General features: G+C 53.6%; 22 protein-coding genes. 11 read left to right on the forward strand and 11 right to left on the reverse strand.

Annotated features, from left to right (window positions below; all coding sequences use genetic code 11):
• The first annotated feature begins 397 nt into the window (after positions 1–397).
• Together purH and purD are read left to right on the forward strand one after the other, a co-directional pair.
• The gene (gene purH, locus NBA72_RS23475) at positions 398–1,987 is read left to right on the forward strand and encodes a bifunctional phosphoribosylaminoimidazolecarboxamide formyltransferase/IMP cyclohydrolase (RefSeq protein WP_042949895.1); all 1,590 of its coding nucleotides are present in this window, start codon (positions 398–400) and stop codon (positions 1,985–1,987) included.
• Between the two features lie 15 nt (positions 1,988–2,002).
• Positions 2,003–3,292 carry a phosphoribosylamine--glycine ligase gene (purD, locus tag NBA72_RS23480; protein WP_042949896.1) on the forward strand — a complete coding sequence of 430 codons (1,290 nt, stop codon included), beginning with the start codon at positions 2,003–2,005 and terminating at the stop codon, positions 3,290–3,292.
• Here purD and zraR read toward each other — a convergent pair.
• Both zraR and zraS read right to left on the reverse strand, forming a co-directional pair.
• Positions 3,289–4,614, reverse strand: a complete 1,326-nt coding sequence (gene zraR / locus NBA72_RS23485) for a sigma-54-dependent response regulator transcription factor ZraR (protein ID WP_000617928.1) — start codon at positions 4,612–4,614, stop codon at positions 3,289–3,291. The genes purD and zraR overlap by 4 nt on opposite strands.
• A gap of 5 nt (positions 4,615–4,619) precedes the next feature.
• Complete coding sequence (zraS, locus tag NBA72_RS23490) at positions 4,620–6,017, reverse strand: two-component system sensor histidine kinase ZraS (RefSeq protein ID WP_042949910.1); 1,398 nt, start codon at positions 6,015–6,017, stop codon at positions 4,620–4,622.
• A 253-nt stretch (positions 6,018–6,270) separates the two neighbouring features.
• Here zraS and zraP point away from each other — a divergent pair, with 253 nt between their 5' ends.
• Positions 6,271–6,726: a zinc resistance sensor/chaperone ZraP gene (zraP, locus tag NBA72_RS23495; RefSeq protein ID WP_000828129.1), complete on the forward strand. Its 456-nt coding sequence runs from the start codon at positions 6,271–6,273 to the stop codon at positions 6,724–6,726.
• Positions 6,727–6,767: 41 nt separating this feature from the next.
• Here zraP and NBA72_RS23500 read toward each other — a convergent pair whose 3' ends face one another.
• The 6 genes from NBA72_RS23500 to nudC form a co-directional block, all read right to left on the reverse strand.
• Positions 6,768–7,460 (reverse strand): DUF1481 domain-containing protein, encoded by a 693-nt coding sequence (locus NBA72_RS23500; RefSeq protein WP_001083931.1) that lies wholly within the window; start codon positions 7,458–7,460, stop codon positions 6,768–6,770.
• 11 nt (positions 7,461–7,471) lie between these two features.
• Positions 7,472–7,744, reverse strand: coding sequence for a nucleoid-associated protein HU-alpha (gene hupA, locus NBA72_RS23505; RefSeq protein ID WP_001044509.1), 273 nt, complete (start codon positions 7,742–7,744; stop codon positions 7,472–7,474).
• A gap of 186 nt (positions 7,745–7,930) precedes the next feature.
• Complete coding sequence (locus tag NBA72_RS23510) at positions 7,931–8,521, reverse strand: YjaG family protein (protein ID WP_000940092.1); 591 nt, start codon at positions 8,519–8,521, stop codon at positions 7,931–7,933.
• A 41-nt stretch (positions 8,522–8,562) separates the two neighbouring features.
• On the reverse strand, positions 8,563–9,234 hold the full coding sequence (gene nfi / locus NBA72_RS23515) for a deoxyribonuclease V (RefSeq protein ID WP_000362363.1): 672 nt from the start codon (positions 9,232–9,234) through the stop codon (positions 8,563–8,565).
• 9 nt (positions 9,235–9,243) lie between these two features.
• Positions 9,244–10,308 (reverse strand): uroporphyrinogen decarboxylase, encoded by a 1,065-nt coding sequence (hemE, locus tag NBA72_RS23520; protein ID WP_042949899.1) that lies wholly within the window; start codon positions 10,306–10,308, stop codon positions 9,244–9,246.
• 40 nt (positions 10,309–10,348) lie between these two features.
• Positions 10,349–11,122 carry an NAD(+) diphosphatase gene (nudC, locus tag NBA72_RS23525; RefSeq protein WP_000373958.1) on the reverse strand — a complete coding sequence of 258 codons (774 nt, stop codon included), beginning with the start codon at positions 11,120–11,122 and terminating at the stop codon, positions 10,349–10,351.
• A gap of 92 nt (positions 11,123–11,214) precedes the next feature.
• Between nudC and rsd the strand changes: the two genes are divergently transcribed.
• The 7 genes from rsd (at position 11,215) to thiH (ending at position 17,431) form a co-directional block, all read left to right on the forward strand.
• Entirely contained in the window at positions 11,215–11,703 is a 489-nt protein-coding gene (rsd, locus tag NBA72_RS23530) for a sigma D regulator (protein ID WP_000934315.1), read from the forward strand.
• Positions 11,704–12,066: 363 nt separating this feature from the next.
• Complete coding sequence (gene thiC / locus NBA72_RS23535; protein WP_042949901.1) at positions 12,067–13,962, forward strand: phosphomethylpyrimidine synthase ThiC; 1,896 nt, start codon at positions 12,067–12,069, stop codon at positions 13,960–13,962.
• On the forward strand, positions 13,962–14,597 hold the full coding sequence (gene thiE / locus NBA72_RS23540) for a thiamine phosphate synthase (RefSeq protein WP_042949902.1): 636 nt from the start codon (positions 13,962–13,964) through the stop codon (positions 14,595–14,597). Before thiC ends, thiE begins: the two co-directional genes overlap by 1 nt.
• Positions 14,590–15,348, forward strand: a complete 759-nt coding sequence (locus NBA72_RS23545) for a HesA/MoeB/ThiF family protein (protein ID WP_000999779.1) — start codon at positions 14,590–14,592, stop codon at positions 15,346–15,348. The genes thiE and NBA72_RS23545 overlap by 8 nt, the downstream gene beginning before the upstream one ends.
• Positions 15,329–15,529: a sulfur carrier protein ThiS gene (thiS, locus tag NBA72_RS23550; protein WP_042949904.1), complete on the forward strand. Its 201-nt coding sequence runs from the start codon at positions 15,329–15,331 to the stop codon at positions 15,527–15,529. The genes NBA72_RS23545 and thiS overlap by 20 nt, the downstream gene beginning before the upstream one ends.
• Before the next feature lies 1 nt (position 15,530).
• A complete protein-coding gene (thiG, locus tag NBA72_RS23555) occupies positions 15,531–16,301 on the forward strand; it encodes a thiazole synthase (RefSeq protein ID WP_042949905.1) in 771 nt (256 codons plus the stop codon).
• The gene (gene thiH, locus NBA72_RS23560) at positions 16,298–17,431 is read left to right on the forward strand and encodes a 2-iminoacetate synthase ThiH (protein WP_042949906.1); all 1,134 of its coding nucleotides are present in this window, start codon (positions 16,298–16,300) and stop codon (positions 17,429–17,431) included. Before thiG ends, thiH begins: the two co-directional genes overlap by 4 nt.
• 220 nt (positions 17,432–17,651) lie before the next feature.
• Here thiH and NBA72_RS23565 read toward each other — a convergent pair whose 3' ends face one another.
• Entirely contained in the window at positions 17,652–18,680 is a 1,029-nt protein-coding gene (locus NBA72_RS23565) for a type III secretion system effector arginine glycosyltransferase SseK1 (RefSeq protein WP_000400595.1), read from the reverse strand.
• A 380-nt stretch (positions 18,681–19,060) separates the two neighbouring features.
• Here NBA72_RS23565 and NBA72_RS23570 point away from each other — a divergent pair, with 380 nt between their 5' ends.
• Positions 19,061–19,420, forward strand: coding sequence for a hypothetical protein (locus tag NBA72_RS23570; RefSeq protein ID WP_042949908.1), 360 nt, complete (start codon positions 19,061–19,063; stop codon positions 19,418–19,420).
• Here NBA72_RS23570 and NBA72_RS23575 read toward each other — a convergent pair.
• Entirely contained in the window at positions 19,406–19,732 is a 327-nt protein-coding gene (locus tag NBA72_RS23575; RefSeq protein ID WP_001654075.1) for a hypothetical protein, read from the reverse strand. The two genes, NBA72_RS23570 and NBA72_RS23575, sit on opposite strands and share 15 nt — an antisense overlap.
• 41 nt (positions 19,733–19,773) lie before the next feature.
• Positions 19,774–23,997: a DNA-directed RNA polymerase subunit beta' gene (gene rpoC, locus NBA72_RS23580; protein WP_000653965.1), complete on the reverse strand. Its 4,224-nt coding sequence runs from the start codon at positions 23,995–23,997 to the stop codon at positions 19,774–19,776.
• Between the last annotated feature and the right edge of the window lie 73 nt (positions 23,998–24,070).

The raw sequence follows: 24,070 nt of genomic DNA on the forward strand, positions 1-24,070 counted from the left end.
TTTTCTCTTCAACCGACCGGCTGTTTGTGTGAAGTGATTCACATCCGCCGTGTCGATGGAGGCGCATTATAGGGAGTTCTCTGCTGACCGCAATAGAAAAATTGCAGAAAAATGACTGTTTGCTGCATTCCCCAGCAAAACCCTTGGTTATACCCATTTACGCACAGACTTATCCACAAAATTCGCGTTCATTTCTTGGATCTTCTCACTCTGCAAACGATCTTTCAGGGATAAAAGCGGGGCCAGAATTTAAAAAGAAAAATTCGCGAGCGTTGCGCAAACGTTTTCGTTACAATGCCCCCGCAAAACAAGGATGCCCCGTAAGGGGCGTTAGCTGAGTTTTTACGCAAGAATTCAGCTAACGCTCTCTGTAATAGTCAAATCCAGGGGATTTACCATGCAACAACGTCGTCCAGTCCGCCGCGCTCTGCTCAGTGTTTCTGACAAGGCCGGTATCATCGAATTCGCCCAGGCACTTTCCGCACGCGGTGTGGAGCTGCTGTCTACGGGGGGCACCGCCCGCCTGTTAGCAGAAAAAGGCCTGGCGGTGACCGAAGTTTCCGATTACACCGGTTTCCCGGAAATGATGGATGGACGCGTAAAGACCCTGCATCCAAAAGTCCACGGCGGCATCCTCGGTCGCCGCGGCCAGGACGATGCCATTATGGAACAGCACCACATCGCCCCTATCGATATGGTTGTCGTTAACCTGTATCCGTTCGCCGAAACCGTAGCACGCGAAGGCTGCTCGCTGGAAGATGCGGTAGAGAACATCGATATCGGCGGCCCGACCATGGTGCGCTCTGCTGCTAAGAACCATAAAGACGTGGCCATCGTGGTGAAGAGCAGCGACTACGACGCCATTATTAAAGAGATGGATGCCAACGAAGGCTCTCTGACCCTCAACACCCGTTTCGATCTCGCGATTAAAGCCTTCGAACACACCGCCGCCTACGACAGCATGATCGCCAACTACTTCGGCAGCATGGTTCCGGCCTACCACGGTGAAAGCAAAGAAGCCGCCGGTCGCTTCCCGCGTACGCTGAACCTGAACTTCATTAAGAAGCAGGATATGCGCTATGGCGAGAACAGCCACCAGCAGGCTGCCTTCTATATAGAAGAGAATGTGAAAGAAGCGTCCGTTGCCACCGCACAACAGGTTCAGGGCAAAGCGCTTTCCTACAACAACATCGCTGATACCGACGCGGCACTGGAGTGCGTGAAAGAGTTCAACGAGCCAGCCTGCGTAATCGTCAAGCACGCTAACCCGTGCGGCGTGGCGGTAAGTACCTCTATTCTCGACGCTTACGATCGCGCCTATAAAACCGACCCGACCTCCGCGTTCGGCGGCATTATCGCATTCAACCGCGAGCTGGATGCCGAAACCGCGCAGGCCATCATCTCCCGTCAGTTCGTGGAAGTGATCATCGCCCCATCCGCAAGCGAAGAAGCACTGAAGATCACCGCAGCTAAGCAGAACGTCCGTGTTCTGACCTGCGGCCAATGGGCAAGCCGCGTTCCGGGCCTGGATTTCAAACGCGTTAACGGTGGCCTGCTGGTTCAGGACAGGGATCTGGGTATGGTGAGTGAAGCTGAACTGCGCGTGGTTTCTAAACGCCAGCCGACCGAGCAGGAGCTGCGCGATGCGCTGTTCTGCTGGAAAGTGGCGAAGTTCGTGAAATCCAACGCCATTGTGTATGCCAAAGAGAACATGACTATCGGCATAGGCGCAGGCCAGATGAGCCGCGTGTACTCCGCCAAAATCGCTGGCATTAAAGCAGCTGACGAAGGTCTGGAAGTGAAAGGCTCCGCGATGGCTTCCGACGCGTTCTTCCCGTTCCGCGATGGTATTGATGCCGCTGCCGCCGTTGGCGTGAGCTGTGTGATCCAGCCTGGCGGTTCTATCCGTGATGATGAAGTCATTGCCGCTGCCGATGAACACGGTATTGCGATGATCTTCACCGACATGCGCCACTTCCGCCATTAATTCAGGGAGCAGACGATGAAAGTTTTAGTCATTGGTAACGGCGGTCGCGAACACGCGCTGGCCTGGAAAGCCGCACAGTCGCCGCTGGTTGATACCGTTTTTGTCGCACCGGGTAACGCCGGTACCGCGCTGGAGCCCGCGTTGCAGAACGTGGCTATCGGCGTCACCGATATTCCGGCGCTGCTGAGCTTTGCCCGGGACGAGAAGATTGATCTGACCATCGTCGGCCCGGAAGCGCCGCTGGTGATTGGCGTGGTCGATGCGTTCCGCGCGGCGGGCCTGAAGATCTTCGGCCCAACCGAAGGGGCCGCGCAACTGGAAGGCTCCAAAGCGTTCACCAAAGATTTCCTCGCTCGTCACCAGATTCCGACGGCGGAATACCAGAATTTCACCGAGATTGAGCCAGCCCTGGCTTATCTGCGTGAGAAAGGCGCGCCGATCGTCATCAAGGCCGATGGTCTGGCCGCCGGTAAAGGCGTTATCGTGGCGATGACGCTGGAAGAAGCAGAAGCAGCCGTTCATGACATGCTGGCCGGTAACGCCTTTGGCGACGCGGGTCACCGCATCGTGATTGAAGAGTTCCTCGACGGCGAGGAAGCGAGCTTTATCGTGATGGTCGACGGCGAGCACGTTCTGCCGATGGCCACCAGCCAGGACCACAAACGCGTGGGCAATGGCGATACCGGCCCGAATACCGGCGGTATGGGGGCCTACTCACCGGCGCCGGTGGTGACTGATGAAGTGCACCAGCGCACCATGGAACGCATCATCTGGCCAACCGTGAAAGGCATGGCGGCGGAAGGTAACACGTACACCGGCTTCCTGTATGCGGGTCTGATGATCGACAAGCAGGGCAACCCGAAAGTTATCGAGTTCAACTGCCGCTTCGGCGATCCGGAAACCCAGCCGATCATGCTGCGCATGAAATCGGATCTGGTGGATCTTTGCCTGGCCGCCTGCGACGGCAAGCTGGATGAGAAAACCTCCGAGTGGGACGAACGCGCTTCATTAGGCGTGGTGATCGCCGCGGGCGGTTATCCGGGCAGCTACAACACTGGCGATGAGATCCACGGCCTGCCGCTGGAATCCTCCACTGACGGCAAAGTCTTCCACGCTGGCACCAAACTCGCCGATGACGACCGCGTGTTGACCAGCGGCGGACGCGTCCTGTGCGCCACCGCGCTGGGCCACACCGTGGCTGAGGCGCAGAAACGCGCTTACGCCCTGATGACCGACATCCGCTGGGACGGCAGCTTCAGCCGTAACGACATCGGCTGGCGCGCCATCGAGCGTGAACAGAACTAACGGCTGAGTTTAGCCAGCAGCGTTTTGCGCGTAATGCCCAATTGACGGGCGGCTTCGGTTTTGTTGCCGCCCGTTTTTTCCAGCGCCGCCAGAATCACCTCTTTTTCGACGTCCACCAGCGGTTGGATCTCACCACTGTATTCCGTTTTTATCGGCGTCGCGGCAATAGCGAGAGGCAATTCGCGTTCAGAAATGTATTCTCCCGTCAGTAACACCACCGCTCGTTCGATAGCGTTTTCCAGCTCACGGATATTACCCGGCCAGTCGTAGTGGATCAGCAGATCCATCGCCTGCGGCGTAAACCCCTTCACCGCTTTGCGGTTACGTTCGGCAAAACGCCGCAGAAAATGGTCTGCCAGTAGCGGAATATCTTCCCGACGCTGGCGCAAAGAAGGCATTTCAATCGCCACCACATTCAGGCGGTAATAGAGATCCTGGCGAAAGCGACCGGCACTCACCTCTTCCGCCAGGTCGCGGTGGGTAGCGGCAATTAACCGAACATCCACAGATATCGTCTGGTTACTTCCCACGCGTTGCACTTCGCGCTCCTGAATCGCCCGCAGCAAACGTACCTGCATTAACGGCGAGATATCGCCGATTTCATCAAGAAACAATGTCCCGCCGTCAGCTTCGACAAAGCGTCCCTCCCGACGTTTATCCGCACCGGTAAACGCGCCTTTTTCGTGGCCGAACAGCTCGGACTCCAGCAGCGATTCATTAAGCGCGGCGCAGTTGAGCGTGACCAGCGGTTTGTCGCTCCTGGCGCTACAGGCGTGTAGCGCCCGCGCCACCAGCTCTTTACCCGTGCCGGAGTCTCCGTGAATCAATACCGTGGCGTCTGATGGTGCGACCATCGCGATTTCATTCAATAAATGTTGCATCGCCGGGCTGCTACCAATCATGCCAAATTGCGCAGCCGACGCCGATGGCAATTCAGCGCCCGTTTCCCGCGTATGCGCCAACGCCTTTTCCAGCGTCTCCTGCAGACGGTCAAAATCCAGCGGTTTAATTAAATAGTCGAGCGCGCCGGCTTTCAACGCCTCTACCGCCGTTTCCACGCTGGAGAATGCCGTCATAATCAAAATCGGAATGGCGGGGTTGAGCGCTTTAATCTCCTTCAGCGTGGCGATACCGTCCATCTCCGCCATACGCACATCGCACAGTACCAGATCAAAGACTTTCTCACGCACCTGAGCCAACGCATCATGCCCACTGTAGGCCAGAGCGACGTTATAGCCCCAGCCCCGAAGCAGCGCCTGTAAAATCGTGCAGTGGCTTACATCATCATCCACAACCAGAATATCGATTTTTCCGCGTATCACCCTTGTTAATCCTGTTGTCTCGCTATCACTGGCAACCAGATAGTAAAGACCGCGCCTTTACCCTCAATACTTTTCACCTTAATCGCGCCGCCATGCTGTTCGATGATATTTTGCACCACCGCCAGCCCCAGGCCTGTCCCGTCAGCTTTGGTCGTAAAATAAGGCGTAAAAATCGCCTCCAGCTGATCCGGGGCGATCCCTTTCCCGCTATCGGTAACAGTGATGATAACGCGGTCGGTCCCACTTTCTTTTGCCTCTACGGTAATCGTTCCCTGGCGGCCAATCGCATGAATAGCGTTCAGGTACAGATTCAACAGCACCTGAGTCAGCCTGTCCGGGTCAGCCTGAATACGCTTAAGCGTCTCATTCGCCGTGAATCTCAACTGAATCTCTCTGCTTTGGGCATCCTGACTGACCAGATTCAGGGAGTGAGTAATAATATCATTGAGGTTAACCGCCTGGAGCGTCAGATGCGCGGGCTTTACCAGTTCGAGCAATTCGCTTACCACCCGGTTCAAACGGTCGGCCTCTTTGGCCATCACCTGCGCCAGTTCATGCGACTCGCCGCCGGCAGGCGTGCGCTCGGCAAAGTATTTCGCCAGCCCTTTGATGGACGAGAGCGGGTTACGAATTTCGTGCGCGACGCCCGCCGCCAGATGCCCCATCGCCACCAGCTTTTCTTTACGCTTCATTGCATCAAGCAGTTCTCTGTGCGAGCGCTGATAACGCTGATGCCAAAAAAACGCCAGTAACGTTGCCAACAGCACCGCCGCTAACGCAGACAAAACAATCAGCGTATTACGCCACTCCCTTGCCTGTGTCGCGGCCAGCTCGCTGGCGTCAAAGGCAATAAAAATAGTTTGTTTCGCTGGTTCGTCGTCATTGGCGCTACGCGCCATGCCGTGCCCCCTCATACCGTGACCTCTCATACCGAAAAGCGGCTGGAACTGACGGTAAATTTCCAGCGCAGGTATCGTCTCGCCGTTAGCAGCAACGTCGACACGCCGCCAACGCTCCTGCGGCCCGGGGTTTAGTTGATGCATTTCAGATGTGGAATAGAGCGATTTGCCCACCATGCCAGGGTTGCTATGAGTGATGATTACCCCCTGCGCATCCGTTACAGCGAACCACAACACGCCTGGCTGACCCGCCATCTCTTCCAGCAATGTCTGCTGCTGCGCGTGATGCATCCGCATTCCCATACCTACTCGCGTGCCGGACTCCAGAGCGCGAATGAGTACATTTCCCTTTTCCAGCAGCGTCTGCCTGGCGGCAGCGCTCTCACGGCCATAGTCGCGAATGACCATAATGGAAAATAGCCCCACCAGAATGAAGATCGCCACAGGTAACAGTCGACTCAACCACGTTGCAGCAGCATCTTTATGTAATCGTATAAAACTCACAGGCTTCCCCGGCTCGTTTTTATTTTCCTTACTTAAGCAGAGATCATGCCATTCTTCGCTCCGCATAACCGCGCGGTGTCGCACACCCTTTCGGATACTAGTGGGTAAAAATGACTCGCCAGGCGGGTCATGCGAGTCATTTTTACTCGCTTTTTGCCGCCTGAAGCGGGTTAACTCGCTGCCCGACAAGGAATAGTTACCTGGCACGGAAGATGCAAGAGAGAGGATAAGATGAGCAACAGGAGAACGCAAAATGAAACGGAACAATAAATCAGCTATCGCGCTAATCGCCCTCTCTCTTTTGGCCCTGAGCTCCGGCGCCGCCTTCGCCGGGCATCACTGGGGCAACAATGACGGTATGTGGCAACAGGGAGGTAGCCCGTTAACCACGGAACAGCAGGCGACGGCGCAGAAGATTTATGATGATTACTATACGCAGACCAGCGCGCTGCGCCAGCAACTGATATCCAAACGTTATGAATACAACGCGCTACTGACCGCCAGTTCGCCGGATACTGCGAAAATTAACGCGGTTGCCAAAGAGATGGAGTCATTAGGCCAGAAGTTAGATGAGCAACGCGTGAAACGGGATGTCGCGATGGCGCAGGCTGGCATACCACGCGGCGCAGGAATGGGCTATGGCGGTTGCGGCGGCTATGGCGGCGGTTATCATCGCGGCGGCGGTCATATGGGTATGGGAAACTGGTAAAGCATGTTTGCCGAATGGCGGCTTCGCCATTCGGTATTCCATCAAAAGGTTTTCGCTTGCGGCTGCCAGTGACAGAAATCTGAATTCGCCACCAGCAAAAGTTGCGATCCTTCCGGCGCCTCCAGCCATGCTACGCTCACCTCTACCGATGAGTGGTTCTGGCGGCGCTCAATGTGGCTTATTGCCCAGGAATCCAGATCCGGTTTCAGCGTTTCACCTTCACAGGTGGTTACCGTATGGTCGGCGTGCCAGCGTCCCTGGCGTAGTATGACCCGCCCCAGGCGCAAGGCGTCGCTGGTCTGACGGATTTGTTCGGCGCGATAGCGATACAAGGCAATCTGATCGTTGGAAAGCTGCTGCTTCTGCCCCCCGACTTCACGCTGCATAAAACTGAGTTCGCCATGAGCGTCGAAACGCGCGCGAATATGTTCTGGCGGTTTGCTGTAAATATTGAGTTCAATAAGCGAAAGCGTATCACCCTGCCAACGATATTCGCTGGTCGTCGTGCTGCCGCTATGCCACGGGCTAAAAACAGAAAGCAGATGGACTTCATCGTTCGTATCTTTACGCCAGATACGCACCGCGCCGTGATCGCCGGCAAAGCCGCTGGCAGTAAACGGAGGCGGTGAAGCGTTATGACTGCAGGCAGTCAGCAACAGCGCGCCAGAAAACAGAAACGCGCGACGCCAGACGGACAAAAGGGGCTGACGAGCCCCTTCGATAAAACTGTTCACAGCTACGCGTCTTACTTAACTGCGTCTTTCAGAGCTTTACCAGAAACAAACGCCGGTACGTTAGCGGCGGCGATTTTGATTTCTTTACCGGTCTGTGGGTTACGGCCAGTGCGCTCAGCACGGTGGTTCACTTTGAAGGTACCGAAACCAACCAGTTGTACAGCATCGCCTTCTTTCAGAGACTCAGTAATAGCAGCCAGAGTGGATTCCAGAGCAGCTTTAGCCTGGGTTTTGGACAGTTCTGCTTTGTCTGCAATTACATCAATCAGTTGAGTCTTGTTCATAAGTTATCCTTACAATGTGTTTATCGCTTGCTAAGCATCGAGTGCGACGGAAATGCCAGAAAAGCACTCTCCTGCATACACGCACCGATAGCCACTTTTTTTCGCCTCCCAAATGTAGACCAGACGGGGGGCATAAGGGAAGCCTTATGGCACGACAAATCAGACGTTAAATCACGTTTTCTGGTGTCATTGCTGAAAATTTATACCGATATTGCTCTCACCAGCCTCGCGCAGGTCTGCCCTGAGCCCTTTTATCAGTTCAATATCGCGTTCTTCGCAGTCGGCTAAAAGTCGGAATATTTCCCACTGAATATCCCATTCCTGTTCAACGGCAGGGTTCGTTTTGAGCTCCTCATCGGTCATTTCCCGACCAGCCTGAGTCATTTCCAACATCGCCACCGTAGTAATGGAAGTCTTACTAACCTCAATAGCGTGTTCCAGCGTTTCGCCGCTAAGACGAGAATGCATTAATTCGCTTAATGCGACGCAGGCATCAATCGCCGGGTAAACGCCGTACAGATCATAGTCGTCAGCTGCCGGAATTGCCTCTTCAAACTTCTCCAGTTGGCTATCGAAATTGACCTTTGCATCTTTCACCGTCAGGGTTTCCCAGATCAGATCCAGAATGCGACGGTAGATCTGTCCGTCGCCGAATTCCGTCTGCTTGCAAAACATGGCGTAGTTCGGGTACATGCGCTCGCACAAGCAGGCCATAAAGGTAACGTGCTGCCAGCTTTCCAGCCGCTCCAGACGCAAATGAATCGGGTTTTGTAACATGATGGAATCTCGAATCGGAAATTAGCGGCAGTTTACCTGAATCAGCGCTGAATTTCTTGCCAACGAACAAACGCCGGACGTCCGGAAGCGACGGCATCCGCCCAGCGCGTCGGCTCCGGCAGGCGATACCCTTTCATACAGCGCTGTACCCACGCCAGCGCGCTGTCAGTACTGACCCGGTGCCCCGTCGCGATAAACAGCGGATTACAGCGCGCCTTGCTGCGCCATACCCACGCCAGTTGCTCGCCTTTATCCATTAAGGGGCTAAGTGCGCCAGGTTCGGTGGAAAGTGGCTCAAATTTACCGCATAGCCGTTTTTTCGCTACGCCGATGGTCGGCACGTCCACCAACAGTCCAAAATGACTGGCGACGCCAAGCCGACGCGGATGCGAAATACCGTGACCGTCCACAAACAGCAAATCGGGCTTTTGCGAGAGCTGTTCCCACGCCGCCAGCAGCGCAGGATATTCACGAAAAGAGAGGAAGCCGGGGATATACGGCATGGTGGTGGCAATACGCGCCACCTTGTACTCGACCAGTTCAAGCGACGGATATTTCAGCAACACCATCGCCGCCCGCGTCACCTCGCCCCCCTGCTCAAAACCGACGTCCGCCCCGCCGATAAACGCTGGCGGATCTTTGTCCAACCGATCTTCGCGGCAAACCGATGAAGCAAGTTCTATCTGTTGAGCGCGTAGCGACGCGAGATCCATACTAACTCCTTAGCTGTGATACTGCGCAGAAAGTCGGTGCACTGCCTCCACAAATGCGCCAGCATGTTCTGGCGGCACATCCTGATGGATGCCATGTCCAAGGTTAAAGACGTGCCCTTCTCCCTGACCGAAACCAGCAAGTATAGTCGCTACCTCGTCTTCGATCCGTGCCGGCGGCGCATACAGCATCGAGGGGTCCATATTGCCCTGCAGCGCCACTTTATGGCCAACGCGACGGCGCGCATCGGCGATATCTGTCGTCCAGTCGAGACCCAGCGCGTCGCAGCCGGTTTCCGCCATCGCCTCCAGCCACTGACCGCCACCTTTAGTGAACAGCGTTACCGGCACGCGGCGACCGTCGTTTTCACGCAGCAGGCCATCGACGATTTTATGCATGTAGTAGAGGGAGAATTGCTGGTAATCGCGGCCAGTCAGCACGCCGCCCCAGGTGTCGAAAATCATCACCGACTGCGCGCCCGCTTTGATTTGCGCGTTGAGGTACAGCGTGACGCTTTTCGCCAACTTATCCAGCAGCAGATGCAACGCCTGCGGGTCAGCGTACATCATCTTTTTAATCACCGTGAAGGCTTTGCTACTGCCGCCTTCCACCATGTAAGTCGCCAGCGTCCACGGACTGCCGGAAAAGCCAATCAGCGGAACCTCGCCTTTTAGTTCGCGGCGAATCGTACGCACCGCATTCATCACATAACCCAGTTCATCTTCCGGATCGGGAATGGGCAGCTTATCGACATCGGCTTTGCAGGTGACAGGAGCCGTAAAGCGCGGGCCTTCCCCGGCTTCAAAATAGAGCCCCAGGCCCATCGCGTCCGGAATCGTCAGGATATCCGAGAAAAGGATCGCCGCATCAAGCGGATAACGGCGCAGCGGCTGTAAAGTGACCTCGCAGGCCAGTTCGGCATTTTTGCACAGCGACATAAAATCGCCCGCCTTAGCGCGAGTGGCTTTGTACTCCGGTAGATAACGGCCCGCCTGGCGCATCATCCACACTGGCGTAACATCAACGGGCTGGCGTAGCAGCGCACGTAGATAACGATCGTTTTTGAGTTCGGTCATTTTTACATTCCTTTAGCGTTGATGCGCCCAGTGTAACATGTTAATCATATTCAGCCCGACACATTGCCACCGTATCTTCGATCAAACGGCGCGCGACGGTGCCCGGCGGCGGCAGTAGCGGCAGATCGTCGTAACGGTACCAATTTGCTTCCAACAGTTCTTTCGGGTCGATGACAATCTCGCCGCTGTCATACTCCGCCATGAAAGCAGTCATCAGCGACTGCGGGAAAGGCCACGGCTGGGAAGTCACATAGCGCAGATTTTTCACCTTAATGCCGCTCTCCTCCATCACTTCACGCGCGACCGCCTGTTCTAAGGTTTCGCCGACTTCAACAAACCCGGCCAGCACGGTATGCACGCCGTTGCGGTGGCGAACGTGCTGGGCCAACAGGATGGAATCCTCACGGCGGATCGCGACGATAATGCAAGGGGCGATTTGCGGGTAGTAACGCTCGCGGCAATGGCTGCACAGCATCGCCCATTCGGTTTTACTCGGGTGCATAGGGTGCCCGCAATAGCCGCAAAATTTATGCGATCGGTAAAACTCCGCCAACTGTACGCCACGTCCCGCCAGTTGGAACAGCCCTGCATCCTGATCGATAACCTGGCGAACCGATCCCATATCATGGCGTCGATGCTGTAACACCAGCCAGACGGGCTCGCCTTGCCATTCACCTATCCGGAGTGCGCGCTGCCCCACAAGATCGAAATTTGCCGCCAGCCCGTGTGGTAATTCCCCATACGGCAACCATAATTTTTGTTCATGGCTGACGATCCACCAGCCACTCTCTAATTTTTCAATTATACGATCCATAGCTCTTGCACTACCTTTGCTTCACTGGCATGTTGTTAACATTATTTTTACATTCATGGCGAGCAGCCTTTATCTAACTTGCGGAGACAATCATGCTAAACCAGCTGGAAAACCTGACGGAGCGCGTTGGCGGAAGCAACAAACTGGTCGATCGCTGGCTGGATGTACGTAAGCACCTGCTCGTGGCTTACTACAATCTGGTTGGCATTAAGCCTGGCAAAGAATCGTACATGCGGCTGAATGAAAAAGCGCTGGATGATTTTTGTCAGAGCCTAGTCGATTACCTTTCCGCCGGGCACTTCAGTATTTATGAACGTATTCTCCATAAATTGGAAGGAAACGGTCAGCTTTTACATGCGGCAAAAATCTGGCCGCTGCTGGAAGATAATACGCAGCGCATTATGGATTATTACGACACCAGCCTGGAAACTGCCATCGATCACGATAATTGTCTCGAATTTCAACAAGCTCTGTCAGATATCGGCGAAGCGCTGGAAGCCCGCTTTGTGCTGGAAGACAAGCTGATTATGCTGGTGTTTGACGCGATGCACGACGGCGCCAGAGTCAAACGTCCCGCTTGAGTTCTGCGCGAGTAACAGGTAGTTTACTTCAGTCCCCTCTTCGGAGGGGCGGTTATCTTGTCGGAGTGCTAATTTTCCACAAAAGCGTTCGTGATGCGTCAAGGCGGCAAGTCGGTGAGTCTCCAGGAGCTTACATAAATAAGTGACTGGAGTGAGCGGACGAAGCCAACGAAGAGGCAGCGCGAAGGATGAAGTGGAAAAGGCTGAGACCGTTAATTCGGGATCCGCGGAACCTGATCAGGTTAATACCTGCGAAGGGAACAAGAGTAATTCTGCTTTATGCTGCTGCCTTTACGGGCGGCGCACATCCATTACTCCATCCGTCGTCTGACAAGCCACGTCCTTAATTTTTTGGAATGAGCTATGTCTACAACAACGTTAACCCGCCGCGAGCAGCGCGCTAAAGCCCAGCATTTTATCGATACGCTGGAAGGGACTGCCTTTCCCAACTCGAAACGCATCTACGTGACCGGTTCGCAGCATGATATTCGCGTACCGATGCGCGAAATTCAACTTAGCCCAACGCTCATCGGCGGCAGTAAAGACAACCCGCAGTTTGAAGAGAACGAAGCCGTGCCGGTGTACGACACCTCCGGCCCCTATGGCGATCCTGAGGTGGCGATTAACGTCCAGCAGGGTCTGGCGAAACTGCGCCAGCCATGGATTGACGCACGTAACGATAGCGAAGAATTAGACGACCGTAGCTCGGCTTATACCAGAGAACGTCTGGCCGACGATGGCCTGGACGATCTGCGTTTTACCGGCCTGCTGACGCCGAAACGCGCTAAAGCGGGCAAGCGCGTCACCCAGTTACACTACGCCCGCCAGGGGATTGTCACCCCCGAAATGGAGTTCATCGCCATCCGTGAAAACATGGGCCGCGAGCGCATTCGCAGTGAAGTGCTGCGCCACCAGCATCCGGGGATGAACTTTGGCGCGCGCCTGCCGGAAAACATCACCCCGGAATTCGTGCGCGATGAAGTCGCCGCGGGCCGCGCGATTATTCCCGCCAACATCAACCACCCGGAATCCGAGCCGATGATTATCGGCCGCAACTTCCTGGTGAAGGTCAACGCCAATATCGGCAACTCGGCGGTGACCTCCTCTATCGAAGAAGAGGTGGAAAAACTGGTGTGGGCGACGCGCTGGGGGGCGGATACGATAATGGACCTCTCCACCGGCCGCTATATTCACGAAACCCGCGAATGGATCCTGCGTAACAGCCCGGTACCGATCGGCACCGTCCCGATCTACCAGGCGCTGGAAAAGGTCAACGGGATCGCCGAAGATCTTACCTGGGAAGCGTTCCGCGACACGCTGCTGGAGCAGGCAGAACAGGGCGTCGACTACTTCACCATTCACGCGGGCGTGCTGCTGCGCTACGTGCCGATGACCGCCAAACGCCTGACCGGCATTGTCTCACGCGGCGGTTCGATCATGGCGAAGTGGTGCCTCTCGCATCACAAAGAGAACTTCCTGTTCGAACATTTCTGCGAGATTTGCGAAATCTGCGCCGCCTACGACGTTTCCCTGTCGCTGGGAGACGGCCTGCGTCCCGGCTCCATCCAGGACGCCAACGACGAAGCGCAGTTCTCCGAGCTGCATACGCTGGGCGAATTGACCAAAATCGCCTGGGAATACGACGTGCAGGTGATGATTGAAGGCCCGGGCCACGTACCGATGCATATGATTCAGCGCAACATGACCGAAGAGCTGGAGAGCTGCCACGAAGCGCCGTTCTACACTTTGGGGCCGTTGACCACCGACATCGCGCCGGGCTATGACCACTTCACCTCCGGGATCGGTGCCGCGATGATCGGCTGGTTTGGCTGCGCTATGCTGTGTTATGTGACGCCGAAAGAACACCTCGGCCTGCCGAACAAAGAAGATGTGAAGCAGGGGCTAATCACCTACAAAATCGCCGCCCACGCCGCGGATTTAGCCAAAGGACATCCGGGCGCACAGATCCGCGATAACGCCATGTCGAAAGCGCGCTTCGAATTCCGCTGGGAAGACCAGTTTAACCTCGCGCTCGACCCGTTCACCGCCCGCGCTTATCACGATGAAACCCTGCCACAGGAGTCCGGCAAAGTGGCGCACTTTTGCTCGATGTGCGGGCCAAAATTCTGCTCGATGAAAATCAGCCAGGAAGTCCGCGATTACGCCGCCGCGCAAGCCATTGAAGTCGGCATGGCGGATATGTCGGAGAACTTCCGCGCCAAAGGCGGCGAAATTTATCTCAAGCGGGAGGAAGCCTGATGTATCAGCCTGATTTCCCGACCGTGCCGTTCCGCCTCGGGCTTTACCCGGTGGTGGACAGCGTTGCATGGATTGAGCGTCTACTGGAGGCGGGCGTACGCACGATCCAGCTGCGTATCAAAGATAAGCGCGATGAAGAGGTAGAAGCCGACGTTATCGCCGCCATCGCGCTGGGGCGTCGTTATGACGCCCGGCTGTTTATCAACGATTACTGGCGGCTGGCAATTAAGCACCGCGCTTACGGCGTGCATCTGGGCCAGGAAGACCTTGAAACCACCGACCTGAAAGCGATTCAGGCGGCGGGCTTACGCTTGGGCGTATCGACCCACGATGATATGGAGATAGACATCGCACTCGCCGCTAAGCCGTCTTATATCGCACTCGGCCACGTCTTCCCCACGCAAACCAAGCAGATGCCTTCCGCCCCGCAGGGACTGGCGCAGTTAGCCAGTCATATTGAACGACTGGCGGATTACCCGACCGTCGCGATCGGCGGCATCAGCCTTGAACGCGCTCCGGCGGTGCTGGCGACCGGCGTCGGCAGCGTGGCTGTGGTTAGCGCCATTACCCAGGCGGCAGACTGGCGTGAAGCCACCGCGCAACTGCTGGCAATCGCGGGAGTCGGCGATGAATGACCGTGACTTTATGCGCTACAGCCGGCAAATCCTGCTCGGCGATATCGCCATTGAAGGCCAGCAACAGCTGCTCGCGAGTCATGTCCTGATCGTGGGTTTAGGTGGGTTGGGATCACCCGCCGCGCTGTATCTGGCGGGAGCAGGTATCGGCAAACTAACGCTGGTAGACGATGACGACATTCATCTGAGCAATTTGCAGCGCCAGATTCTATTTACCACCGATGATATCGCGCGTTCAAAATCTCAGGTTGCCCAGCAGCGCCTGACACAGCTCAACCCGGATATCGAACTGGTATCACTCCAGCAGCGACTAAAAGGCGAGGCACTGCGGCATGCGGTAGCACGCGCCGATGTGGTGCTCGACTGTACCGATAACATGGCAACGCGCCAGGAAATTAATGCCGCCTGCGTGGCGCTCAACACTCCGTTAATTTCCGCCAGCGCCGTCGGCTTTGGCGGCCAGCTAATGGTCCTCACGCCACCGTGGGAACAAGGCTGTTACCGCTGCCTGTGGCCGGACGATGTCGAGCCTGAACGCAACTGCCGTACCGCCGGTATCGTCGGACCGGTTGTTGGCGTGATGGGCACCTTGCAGGCGCTGGAGGCGATTAAATTACTCAGCGGTATTGAGACGCCCAGCGGAGAGCTACGCCTGTTTGACGGTAAAACCAGCCAGTGGCGCAGCCTGGCGCTGCGTCGTGCCAGCGGCTGTCCGGTATGCGGAGGGCGACATGCAAATTCAATTCAATGACGAGCCGATGCAGTGCGCCGACGGGCAAACCGTCAGCAGCCTGCTCGCTACGCTTAATCAGCTCAAACCGGGCGCAGCGTTGGCGCTCAATCAGCAGATCCTGCCGCGCGAGCAGTGGGAACAGCAAATCGTGCAGGAAGGCGACCAGATCCTGCTTTTTCACGTTATAGCAGGAGGTTGAGATGTTACGTATTGCCGACAAAACGTTTGATTCACATCTGTTCACCGGCACCGGAAAATTTGCTTCGTCGCAGTTGATGGTCGAGGCGATTCGCGCCTCCGGCAGCCAGTTGGTGACACTGGCGATGAAGCGCGTGGACCTGCGCCAGCACAACGACGCTATCCTCACGCCGCTGATTGAAGCGGGCGTCACGCTGCTGCCCAATACCTCCGGGGCGAAAACCGCCGAAGAGGCGATCTTCGCCGCCCAGCTAGCGCGCGAAGCGCTGGGCACAAACTGGTTGAAATTAGAAATCCACCCGGACGCCCGCTGGCTATTGCCGGATCCGATCGAAACGCTAAAAGCCGCCGAGGCGCTGGTGAAGCAGGGTTTTGTGGTGCTGCCCTACTGCGGCGCGGATCCGGTGTTGTGCAAGCGTCTGGAAGAGGTCGGCTGCGCGGCGGTAATGCCGCTTGGCGCGCCTATCGGTTCGAATCAAGGGCTGGAAACCAAAGCGATGCTGGAGATTATTATCCAGCAGTCCACCGTACCGGTGGTGGTTGATGCGGGCATTGGCGTCCCCAGCCATGCCGCTCAAGCGCTGGAAATGGGCGCTGATGCGGTGCTGGTTAACACGGCGATTGCCGTGGCGGACGATCCGGTGATGATGGCAACCGCTTTCCGCCTGGCTGTAGAAGCCGGATTACTGGCGCGTCAGGCGGTGCCAGGAAGCAAAAGTTCGCAGGCCAGCGCCACCAGCCCGCTCACCGGGTTTCTGGAGGCGTTAGCATGAAAACCTTCAGCGACCGTTGGCGGCAACTGGAGTGGGACGATATTCGCCTGCGCATCAACGGTAAAACTGCCGCCGACGTGGAGCGCGCGCTGAACGCCGCACATCTTAGCCGGGACGATTTGATGGCGTTGCTCTCCCCCGCCGCCGCCAATTATCTGGAACCGATGGCGCAGCGGGCACAAAGGCTGACCCGACAACGCTTTGGCAACACCGTCAGTTTCTACGTGCCGCTTTATCTCTCAAACCTCTGCGCCAATGACTGTACCTACTGCGGTTTTTCGATGAGCAACCGCATTAAGCGTAAAACGCTGGATGAGGTGGATATTCAAAGGGAGTGCGATGCTATCCGTAAACTGGGCTTTGAGCATCTGTTGCTGGTGACTGGCGAACATCAGGCCAAAGTAGGAATGAACTATTTTCGCCGCCATTTACCGGCTATCCGCCGTCAATTTTCATCATTACAGATGGAAGTCCAGCCCTTGTCGCAAGAAAACTATGCGGAGCTCAAAACGCTGGGGATCGATGGCGTGATGGTTTATCAGGAAACTTACCATGAGGCAATCTATGCACAGCATCACCTGAAGGGAAAGAAACAGGACTTTTTCTGGCGGCTGGAAACGCCGGATCGGTTAGGCCGGGCAGGTATCGACAAAATTGGTTTAGGCGCGCTAATCGGGCTTTCCGACAGCTGGCGGGTTGATTGCTATATGGTGGCGGAGCATCTGTTGTGGATGCAGAAACACTATTGGCAGAGTCGCTATTCTGTTTCCTTCCCGCGTCTGCGTCCGTGTACTGGCGGTGTGGAACCCGCATCTGTGATGGATGAAAAGCAACTGGTGCAAACTATTTGCGCTTTCCGGTTATTGGCACCGGAAATTGAATTATCACTCTCCACCCGCGAATCGCCGTGGTTTCGAGACCATGTGATTCCTCTGGCAATCAACAACGTCAGCGCCTTCTCAAAAACGCAGCCCGGCGGCTACGCTGACGATCATCCGGAACTTGAGCAGTTTTCTCCCCACGATGCCCGTCGGCCTGAAACCGTAGCAAGCGCGTTAAGCGCGCAAGGATTGCAGCCCGTCTGGAAAGACTGGGACAGTTGGCTGGGGCGCGCTTCGCAAATGCGGTGAACCCGTATGTAAACGCATTAGTATTTCACAAGCGAGTACGTAATGTGAAAAACGGGAGATTGTTATCGACCTCCCGTTTTTTTATGTCCGTTCTGAACAGCACTGCGATTTTAAAGCTGGTTGTAGTAGAGAAAACTGAGCAACAAATATTTTTTCGCGGAAATTTGATAGTTTATGTCAATATTTTATGTATTCAATAGCATGATTATTGCCATTTCCGCTACTGCACATGCCTCGCCCATGAACTTTGCGTAAACTGACTGGTATTCATTATAATGTTATCATGCTTAAACTCAATAAAATCGCAAAAAGAATTATAATCTTCATTTAAAGAATAATTAAAATGTTTTCTAATTCCATTACATACACCATCGGAATAGGGATCAGCATCAAATTTAGTATGCATTATTTCCAATCCAGCAAGTAAAGCCGGGTGGTTATTGCGATCAACAGCTATTATCCCGTTTTCCATAGAAGCACGGCCATCTATCCTTTCTACATGAACAGCGATTCCATCCGGAATATATATACCCCCCAATTTTTCCGTGATAATCATATCAGCATCGAGATATATACACCCACTATTTGTTGATAAATCATAACACCCAACCTTATCCGCCTCCAGGAATAACTGACCAGCCTTTAACATAGCCATATTCCTGTAAAAATCAAACCATACATGGCCTTTATCCAGTAAGTAAGATTTAATTAATGAATCATTATCCTCTTGAATATCACTCAATTCTTTTTTCAATAGCTGCAGTAAATGACAATCCCTTTTTTCTTCTGGCATGGATTCTTGCTTAGAAATATTTTCCATATAAATTTCTGATAATTTTTTATCGTACATGCTAAAGTCAATATCATTTCTATATATGACTTTTATGTTTTCATAGTCATACTCAAGTTTTGAAAAAGCATCCTTTTGTCCCGGAAAAAAATCACCATCTACAAAAATACCTATAAGACGTTCTTTTTCAATTGTTGCTGCTTTAATGATATTGTTAAGGTAGGGGTTTTTCTCTGTGTTAATTATAGGTATATCATTTTTCCCAAAGCGAGCAGGATTCCGCTCAAACCACTGGAAAAGAAGAGGGGTTTTCTCATCTAAAAAGCACAAGGGATAATCTTTTCCATTAAAAGTTGTAAACTGAATGTCCCTGTCGGTAACAGTTTTAACCAATTCATTTTTTGAAAGCGCGGGAACATATCTATTTAATGGTGGGATCATAACAATTAAATGCTCCATACTTACTTCATTACATATTTTACATGATGATTATTAGCACATGGTTTTTAGCGTTGCAATCGCTGTCAGCTAAAAGATGTTAAACTAAGCATTAACCGATGGATACATAAATATCCTACTAGTGAGCAATTAAATAAATAATTTATTAAATTTATTTTTATTCCACAAATGGCATCATATTTATAATTCCTGTAATAAGAGCAAACAAAGACCTTAATGGAATTAAATACTCCATTTAATGATTTAAAATTTCCCGCGTAAACAACCAATAAAACAGGTTTATCATTTAATGTATGAACAGCAGGCATTTTATAATGGCGGGCCAATAGACTTTAATAACTTAGATTTATGGGATAAATTTAAAGTCACATTTGGACTCAATGTTACAGAAAAAACCAAACCCAATGGTAAAAAATTTCAATTTTGAGTATTGTGGATTCTCTACTTTTATTACGCCGGTTGATGGCGTTGACGGGATTTTAGCAAAGTGGTTCTCAAACAAACATAATGTAATTGTCCCAACGCCTTATACATTCGGTCAGGACCCCATTCCTTGCGTCAATGTTTATCGTAATACAAAAGCAAAATTTGTTATGGCTAACGGCGGTAATAGTCTTCCCTGTGCGATGGCAAAATATAATGCAAAAACTGGACAATTTATTCATATAACCAGTGATAGTGAGTTTTCACCAATAATACGAGAAACAAGAGTCATAAAAAATAATTCATTTATTCATTAAATTTATAATTACAGATAAAATCAAGAGCCAGCATGGCATTGAAAAATAAAATACGGCTTTTTTATCCGCGCTGGTTTTGACTTGATGAAGAATAACGGTGGCGACAATAATAATAAGACAATAAATAAATATAAGTAATGATTTATGGTGAAGTATATATAACGATAGAAACAATAAAAAAGCGGACAGAACGTTTGAAATGGTTATCTTTTTTGTAAATACCAAAAGACTAAACATTAAATAGATTAATGAAATAATCGCTGGCATTTTCTTCCCTTGTAGGCAAGCGACCCGGAATTCGGTATCCAGCATGAAGCTGGTGGAGGGATAAATACCCCTCCACCATTTAACGATTACTCGTTATCAGAACCGCCCAGACCTGCGTTCAGCAGCTCTGCCAGGCTTGCAGATGCATCTTCCGCAGTGACCTGCGGTGTTGCTGGCTGCTCGCCCGCGGCACGACGGCGCATACGATCCTGGTGGTACGCATAACCGGTACCGGCCGGAATCAGACGACCCACGATAACGTTCTCTTTCAGGCCGCGCAGTTCGTCGCGTTTACCCGCAACGGCTGCTTCGGTCAGGACACGCGTGGTCTCCTGGAACGATGCGGCAGAGATGAACGATTCGGTTGCCAGAGACGCTTTGGTGATACCCAGCAGATCGCGGGAGAAGGTAGCCCCCACTTTGCCATTCGCTTCCAGCTCGCGGTTAGCGATCTTGACGCGGGAGTATTCAACCTGTTCGCCTTCCAGGAAGTCGGAACTACCGGCGCTTTCGATGGTAGCTTTACGCAGCATCTGACGAACGATAACTTCGATGTGTTTATCGTTAATCTTAACGCCCTGCAGACGGTATACATCCTGAACTTCGTTAACAATGTAACGCGTCACAGCATGAACACCACGCAGACGCAGAATGTCGTGCGGCGCTTCCGGACCATCGGAAATCACATCACCACGTTCTACACGTTCCCCTTCGAACACGTTGAGCTGACGCCATTTCGGAATCATCTCTTCGTACGGGTCACTACCATCAACCGGCGTGATCACCAGACGACGTTTGCCTTTGGTTTCTTTACCGAAGGAAACGATACCTGCGATTTCAGCAAGGATTGCCGGCTCTTTCGGACGACGCGCTTCGAACAGATCCGCAACGCGCGGCAGACCACCGGTAATATCCTTGGTACCGCCGGATTCCTGCGGAATACGCGCCAGGGTGTCACCAGAACTGATCTGTACGCCATCTTCCAGCTGTACAATCGCTTTACCCGGCAGGAAGTACTGCGCAGGCATATCGGTACCCGGGATCAGAACGTCATTACCCTGAGCATCAACGATTTTCAGCGCCGGACGCAGATCTTTACCACCGGTAGTACGTTCAGCCGAATCCAGAACCACCAGCGAAGACAAACCGGTCAGTTCGTCGGTCTGACGCGTAATGGTCTGACCGTCGATCATGTCAGTGAAGCGGATGAAACCACTCACTTCGGTGATAACCGGCATGGTGTGCGGGTCCCAGTTTGCCACGGTTTCGCCGCCGGCAACCTGCTCGCCATCACCTTTCGCCATGACAGCGCCATAAGGCACTTTATAGCTCTCTTTGGTACGACCGAATTCGTCGATCAGCTTCAGTTCGGTGTTACGAGAAGTGATAACCAGTTTACCGCTGGAGTTCACAACCGACTTCACGTTGCTGAGCTTGATGCTACCTTTGTTTTTCACCTGGATGCTGGATTCAGCAGCCGCACGCGATGCCGCACCACCGATGTGGAACGTACGCATCGTCAGCTGTGTACCCGGTTCACCGATGGACTGTGCCGCGATAACGCCGATAGCTTCACCTTTGTTGATGATGTGGCCACGCGCCAGGTCACGGCCATAGCAGTGTGCACATACACCAAAGTCGGTGTCGCAGGATACAACGGAACGCACTTTAACGGCGTCAACGGAGTTTGCTTCCAGCAGGTCACACCACTGTTCGTGCAGCAGCGTGTTGCGTGGAACCAGAATGTCCGCGGTACCCGGTTTCAGCACATCTTCCGCCGTCACACGACCCAGAACGCGGTCACGCAGCGGCTCTTTCACGTCGCCACCCTCGATAACCGGGGTCATCAGGATACCTTCGTGCGTACCACAGTCATCTTCGGTCACCACCAGATCCTGCGCGACGTCAACCAGACGACGGGTCAGATAACCGGAGTTCGCGGTTTTCAGTGCGGTATCTGCCAGACCTTTACGCGCACCGTGGGTGGAGATGAAGTACTGGAGTACGTTCAGACCTTCACGGAAGTTCGCGGTGATTGGCGTTTCGATGATGGAGCCATCCGGCTTCGCCATCAGACCACGCATACCGGCCAGCTGACGAATCTGCGCCGCAGAACCACGCGCACCGGAGTCGGCCATCATGTAGATGCTGTTGAAGGAAACCTGCTGCTCTTCCTGGCCGTCACGGTTAATCACGGTTTCGGTTTGCAGGTTATCCATCATCGCTTTGGATACACGATCGTTCGCCGCAGCCCAGATATCGATAACTTTGTTATAGCGTTCGCCAGCGGTTACCAGACCAGACTGGAACTGCTCCTGGATCTCAGCAACTTCAGCTTCCGCCTCAGAGATGATCTCGTGTTTTTTCTCCGGGATGACCATGTCATCAATACCAACGGACGCACCTGAACGCGCTGCATAAGCAAAGCCGGTGTACATCGTCTGGTCCGCAAAAATAACGGTCGGTTTCAGGCCCAGAATACGGTAGCAAGTGTTCAGCATTTTGGAGATCGCTTTCTTGCCCAGCGCCTGGTTGACGATGGAGAAAGGCAGACCTTTCGGTACGATCATCCACAGAATGGCGCGACCAACGGTCGTGTCTTTCAGGCTGGTGTGCGCAACGAATTCGCCGTTTTCATCTTTTTCATATTCAGTGATACGCACTTTAACGCGCGCATGCAGAGAGGCCAGACCTGCGCGATAGATACGCTCAGCTTCTTTCGGGCCAGTCAGCACCATGCCTTCGCCTTTGGCGTTAACACAGTCACGGGTCATGTAGTACAGACCCAATACCACGTCCTGAGACGGAACGATGATAGGTTCGCCGTTCGCCGGAGACAGGATGTTGTTGGTAGACATCATCAGCGCACGCGCTTCAAGCTGGGCTTCCAGCGTCAGCGGTACGTGAACAGCCATCTGGTCACCATCGAAGTCGGCGTTATATGCCGCACAAACCAGCGGGTGCAGCTGGATAGCTTTACCTTCGATCAGTACCGGTTCAAATGCCTGGATACCCAGACGGTGCAGAGTCGGCGCACGGTTCAGCAGTACCGGGTGTTCGCGGATCACTTCGTCCAGGATATCCCAAACGACAGCTTCTTCACGCTCAACCATTTTCTTCGCGGCTTTGATGGTGGTGGCCAGGCCACGCAATTCCAGTTTGCCGTAGATGAACGGTTTGAACAGCTCCAGCGCCATTTTCTTCGGCAGACCGCACTGGTGCAGACGCAGGTATGGACCTACGGTGATAACAGAACGACCGGAGTAGTCAACACGCTTACCGAGCAGGTTCTGACGGAAACGACCCTGTTTACCTTTGATCATGTCGGCCAAAGATTTCAGAGGACGCTTGTTAGAACCGGTGATCGCACGACCGCGACGACCGTTATCCAGCAGGGCGTCAACCGCTTCCTGCAGCATACGTTTTTCGTTACGTACGATGATGTCCGGTGCAGCCAGATCCAGCAGACGCTTCAGACGGTTGTTACGGTTAATGACGCGACGATACAGATCGTTCAGGTCAGAAGTCGCGAAACGACCACCATCCAGCGGAACCAGCGGACGCAGATCTGGCGGCAGAACCGGCAGAACGGTCAGGATCATCCACTCTGGCTTGTTGCCAGACTGTACGAAGGCTTCCAGCAGTTTGATACGCTTGGTCAGCTTCTTACGCTTGGTTTCGGAGTTGGTTTCGTTCAGCTCTTCGCGCAGAGTTTCACACTCTTGCTCCAGATCCATGCTCTTCAGCAGGGCCTGGATAGCTTCCGCACCCATCTTCGCGTCGAATTCGTCACCGAACTCTTCCAGCGCGTCCAGATACTGCTCTTCAGTCAGGATCTGTTGACGTTCCAGGTTGGTCATACCGCCTTCGATAACCACATAAGATTCGAAGTACAGTACGCGTTCGATATCGCGCAGCGGCATATCGAGCAGCAGACCGATACGGGACGGCAGCGATTTCAGGAACCAGATGTGAGCAGTCGGGGACGCCAGCTCGATGTGGCCCATACGCTCACGGCGTACTTTGGTCTGGGTCACTTCAACGCCGCACTTCTCACAAATAACACCACGGTGTTTCAGGCGCTTGTATTTACCGCACAGGCACTCGTAGTCTTTTACCGGCCCAAAGATACGGGCGCAGAAAAGGCCGTCACGCTCAGGTTTGAACGTACGGTAGTTGATGGTTTCCGGCTTTTTAACTTCACCGAAAGACCATGAACGGATCATGTCTGGCGAAGCCAGAGCAATTTTGATCGCATCAAACTCTTCGGTTTTAGTCTGCGCTTTCAGAAACTTTAATAAATCTTTCACGGATTTGCTCCCGTCGGAGTTAGCACAATCTGGTGTCGGGTTTTACCCCGACACCAGTGACCTGTTTGAGCGA

Source organism: Salmonella sp. NW1250, from assembly GCF_051812965.1.
Classification (GTDB): Bacteria; Pseudomonadota; Gammaproteobacteria; order Enterobacterales; family Enterobacteriaceae; genus Salmonella; species Salmonella enterica.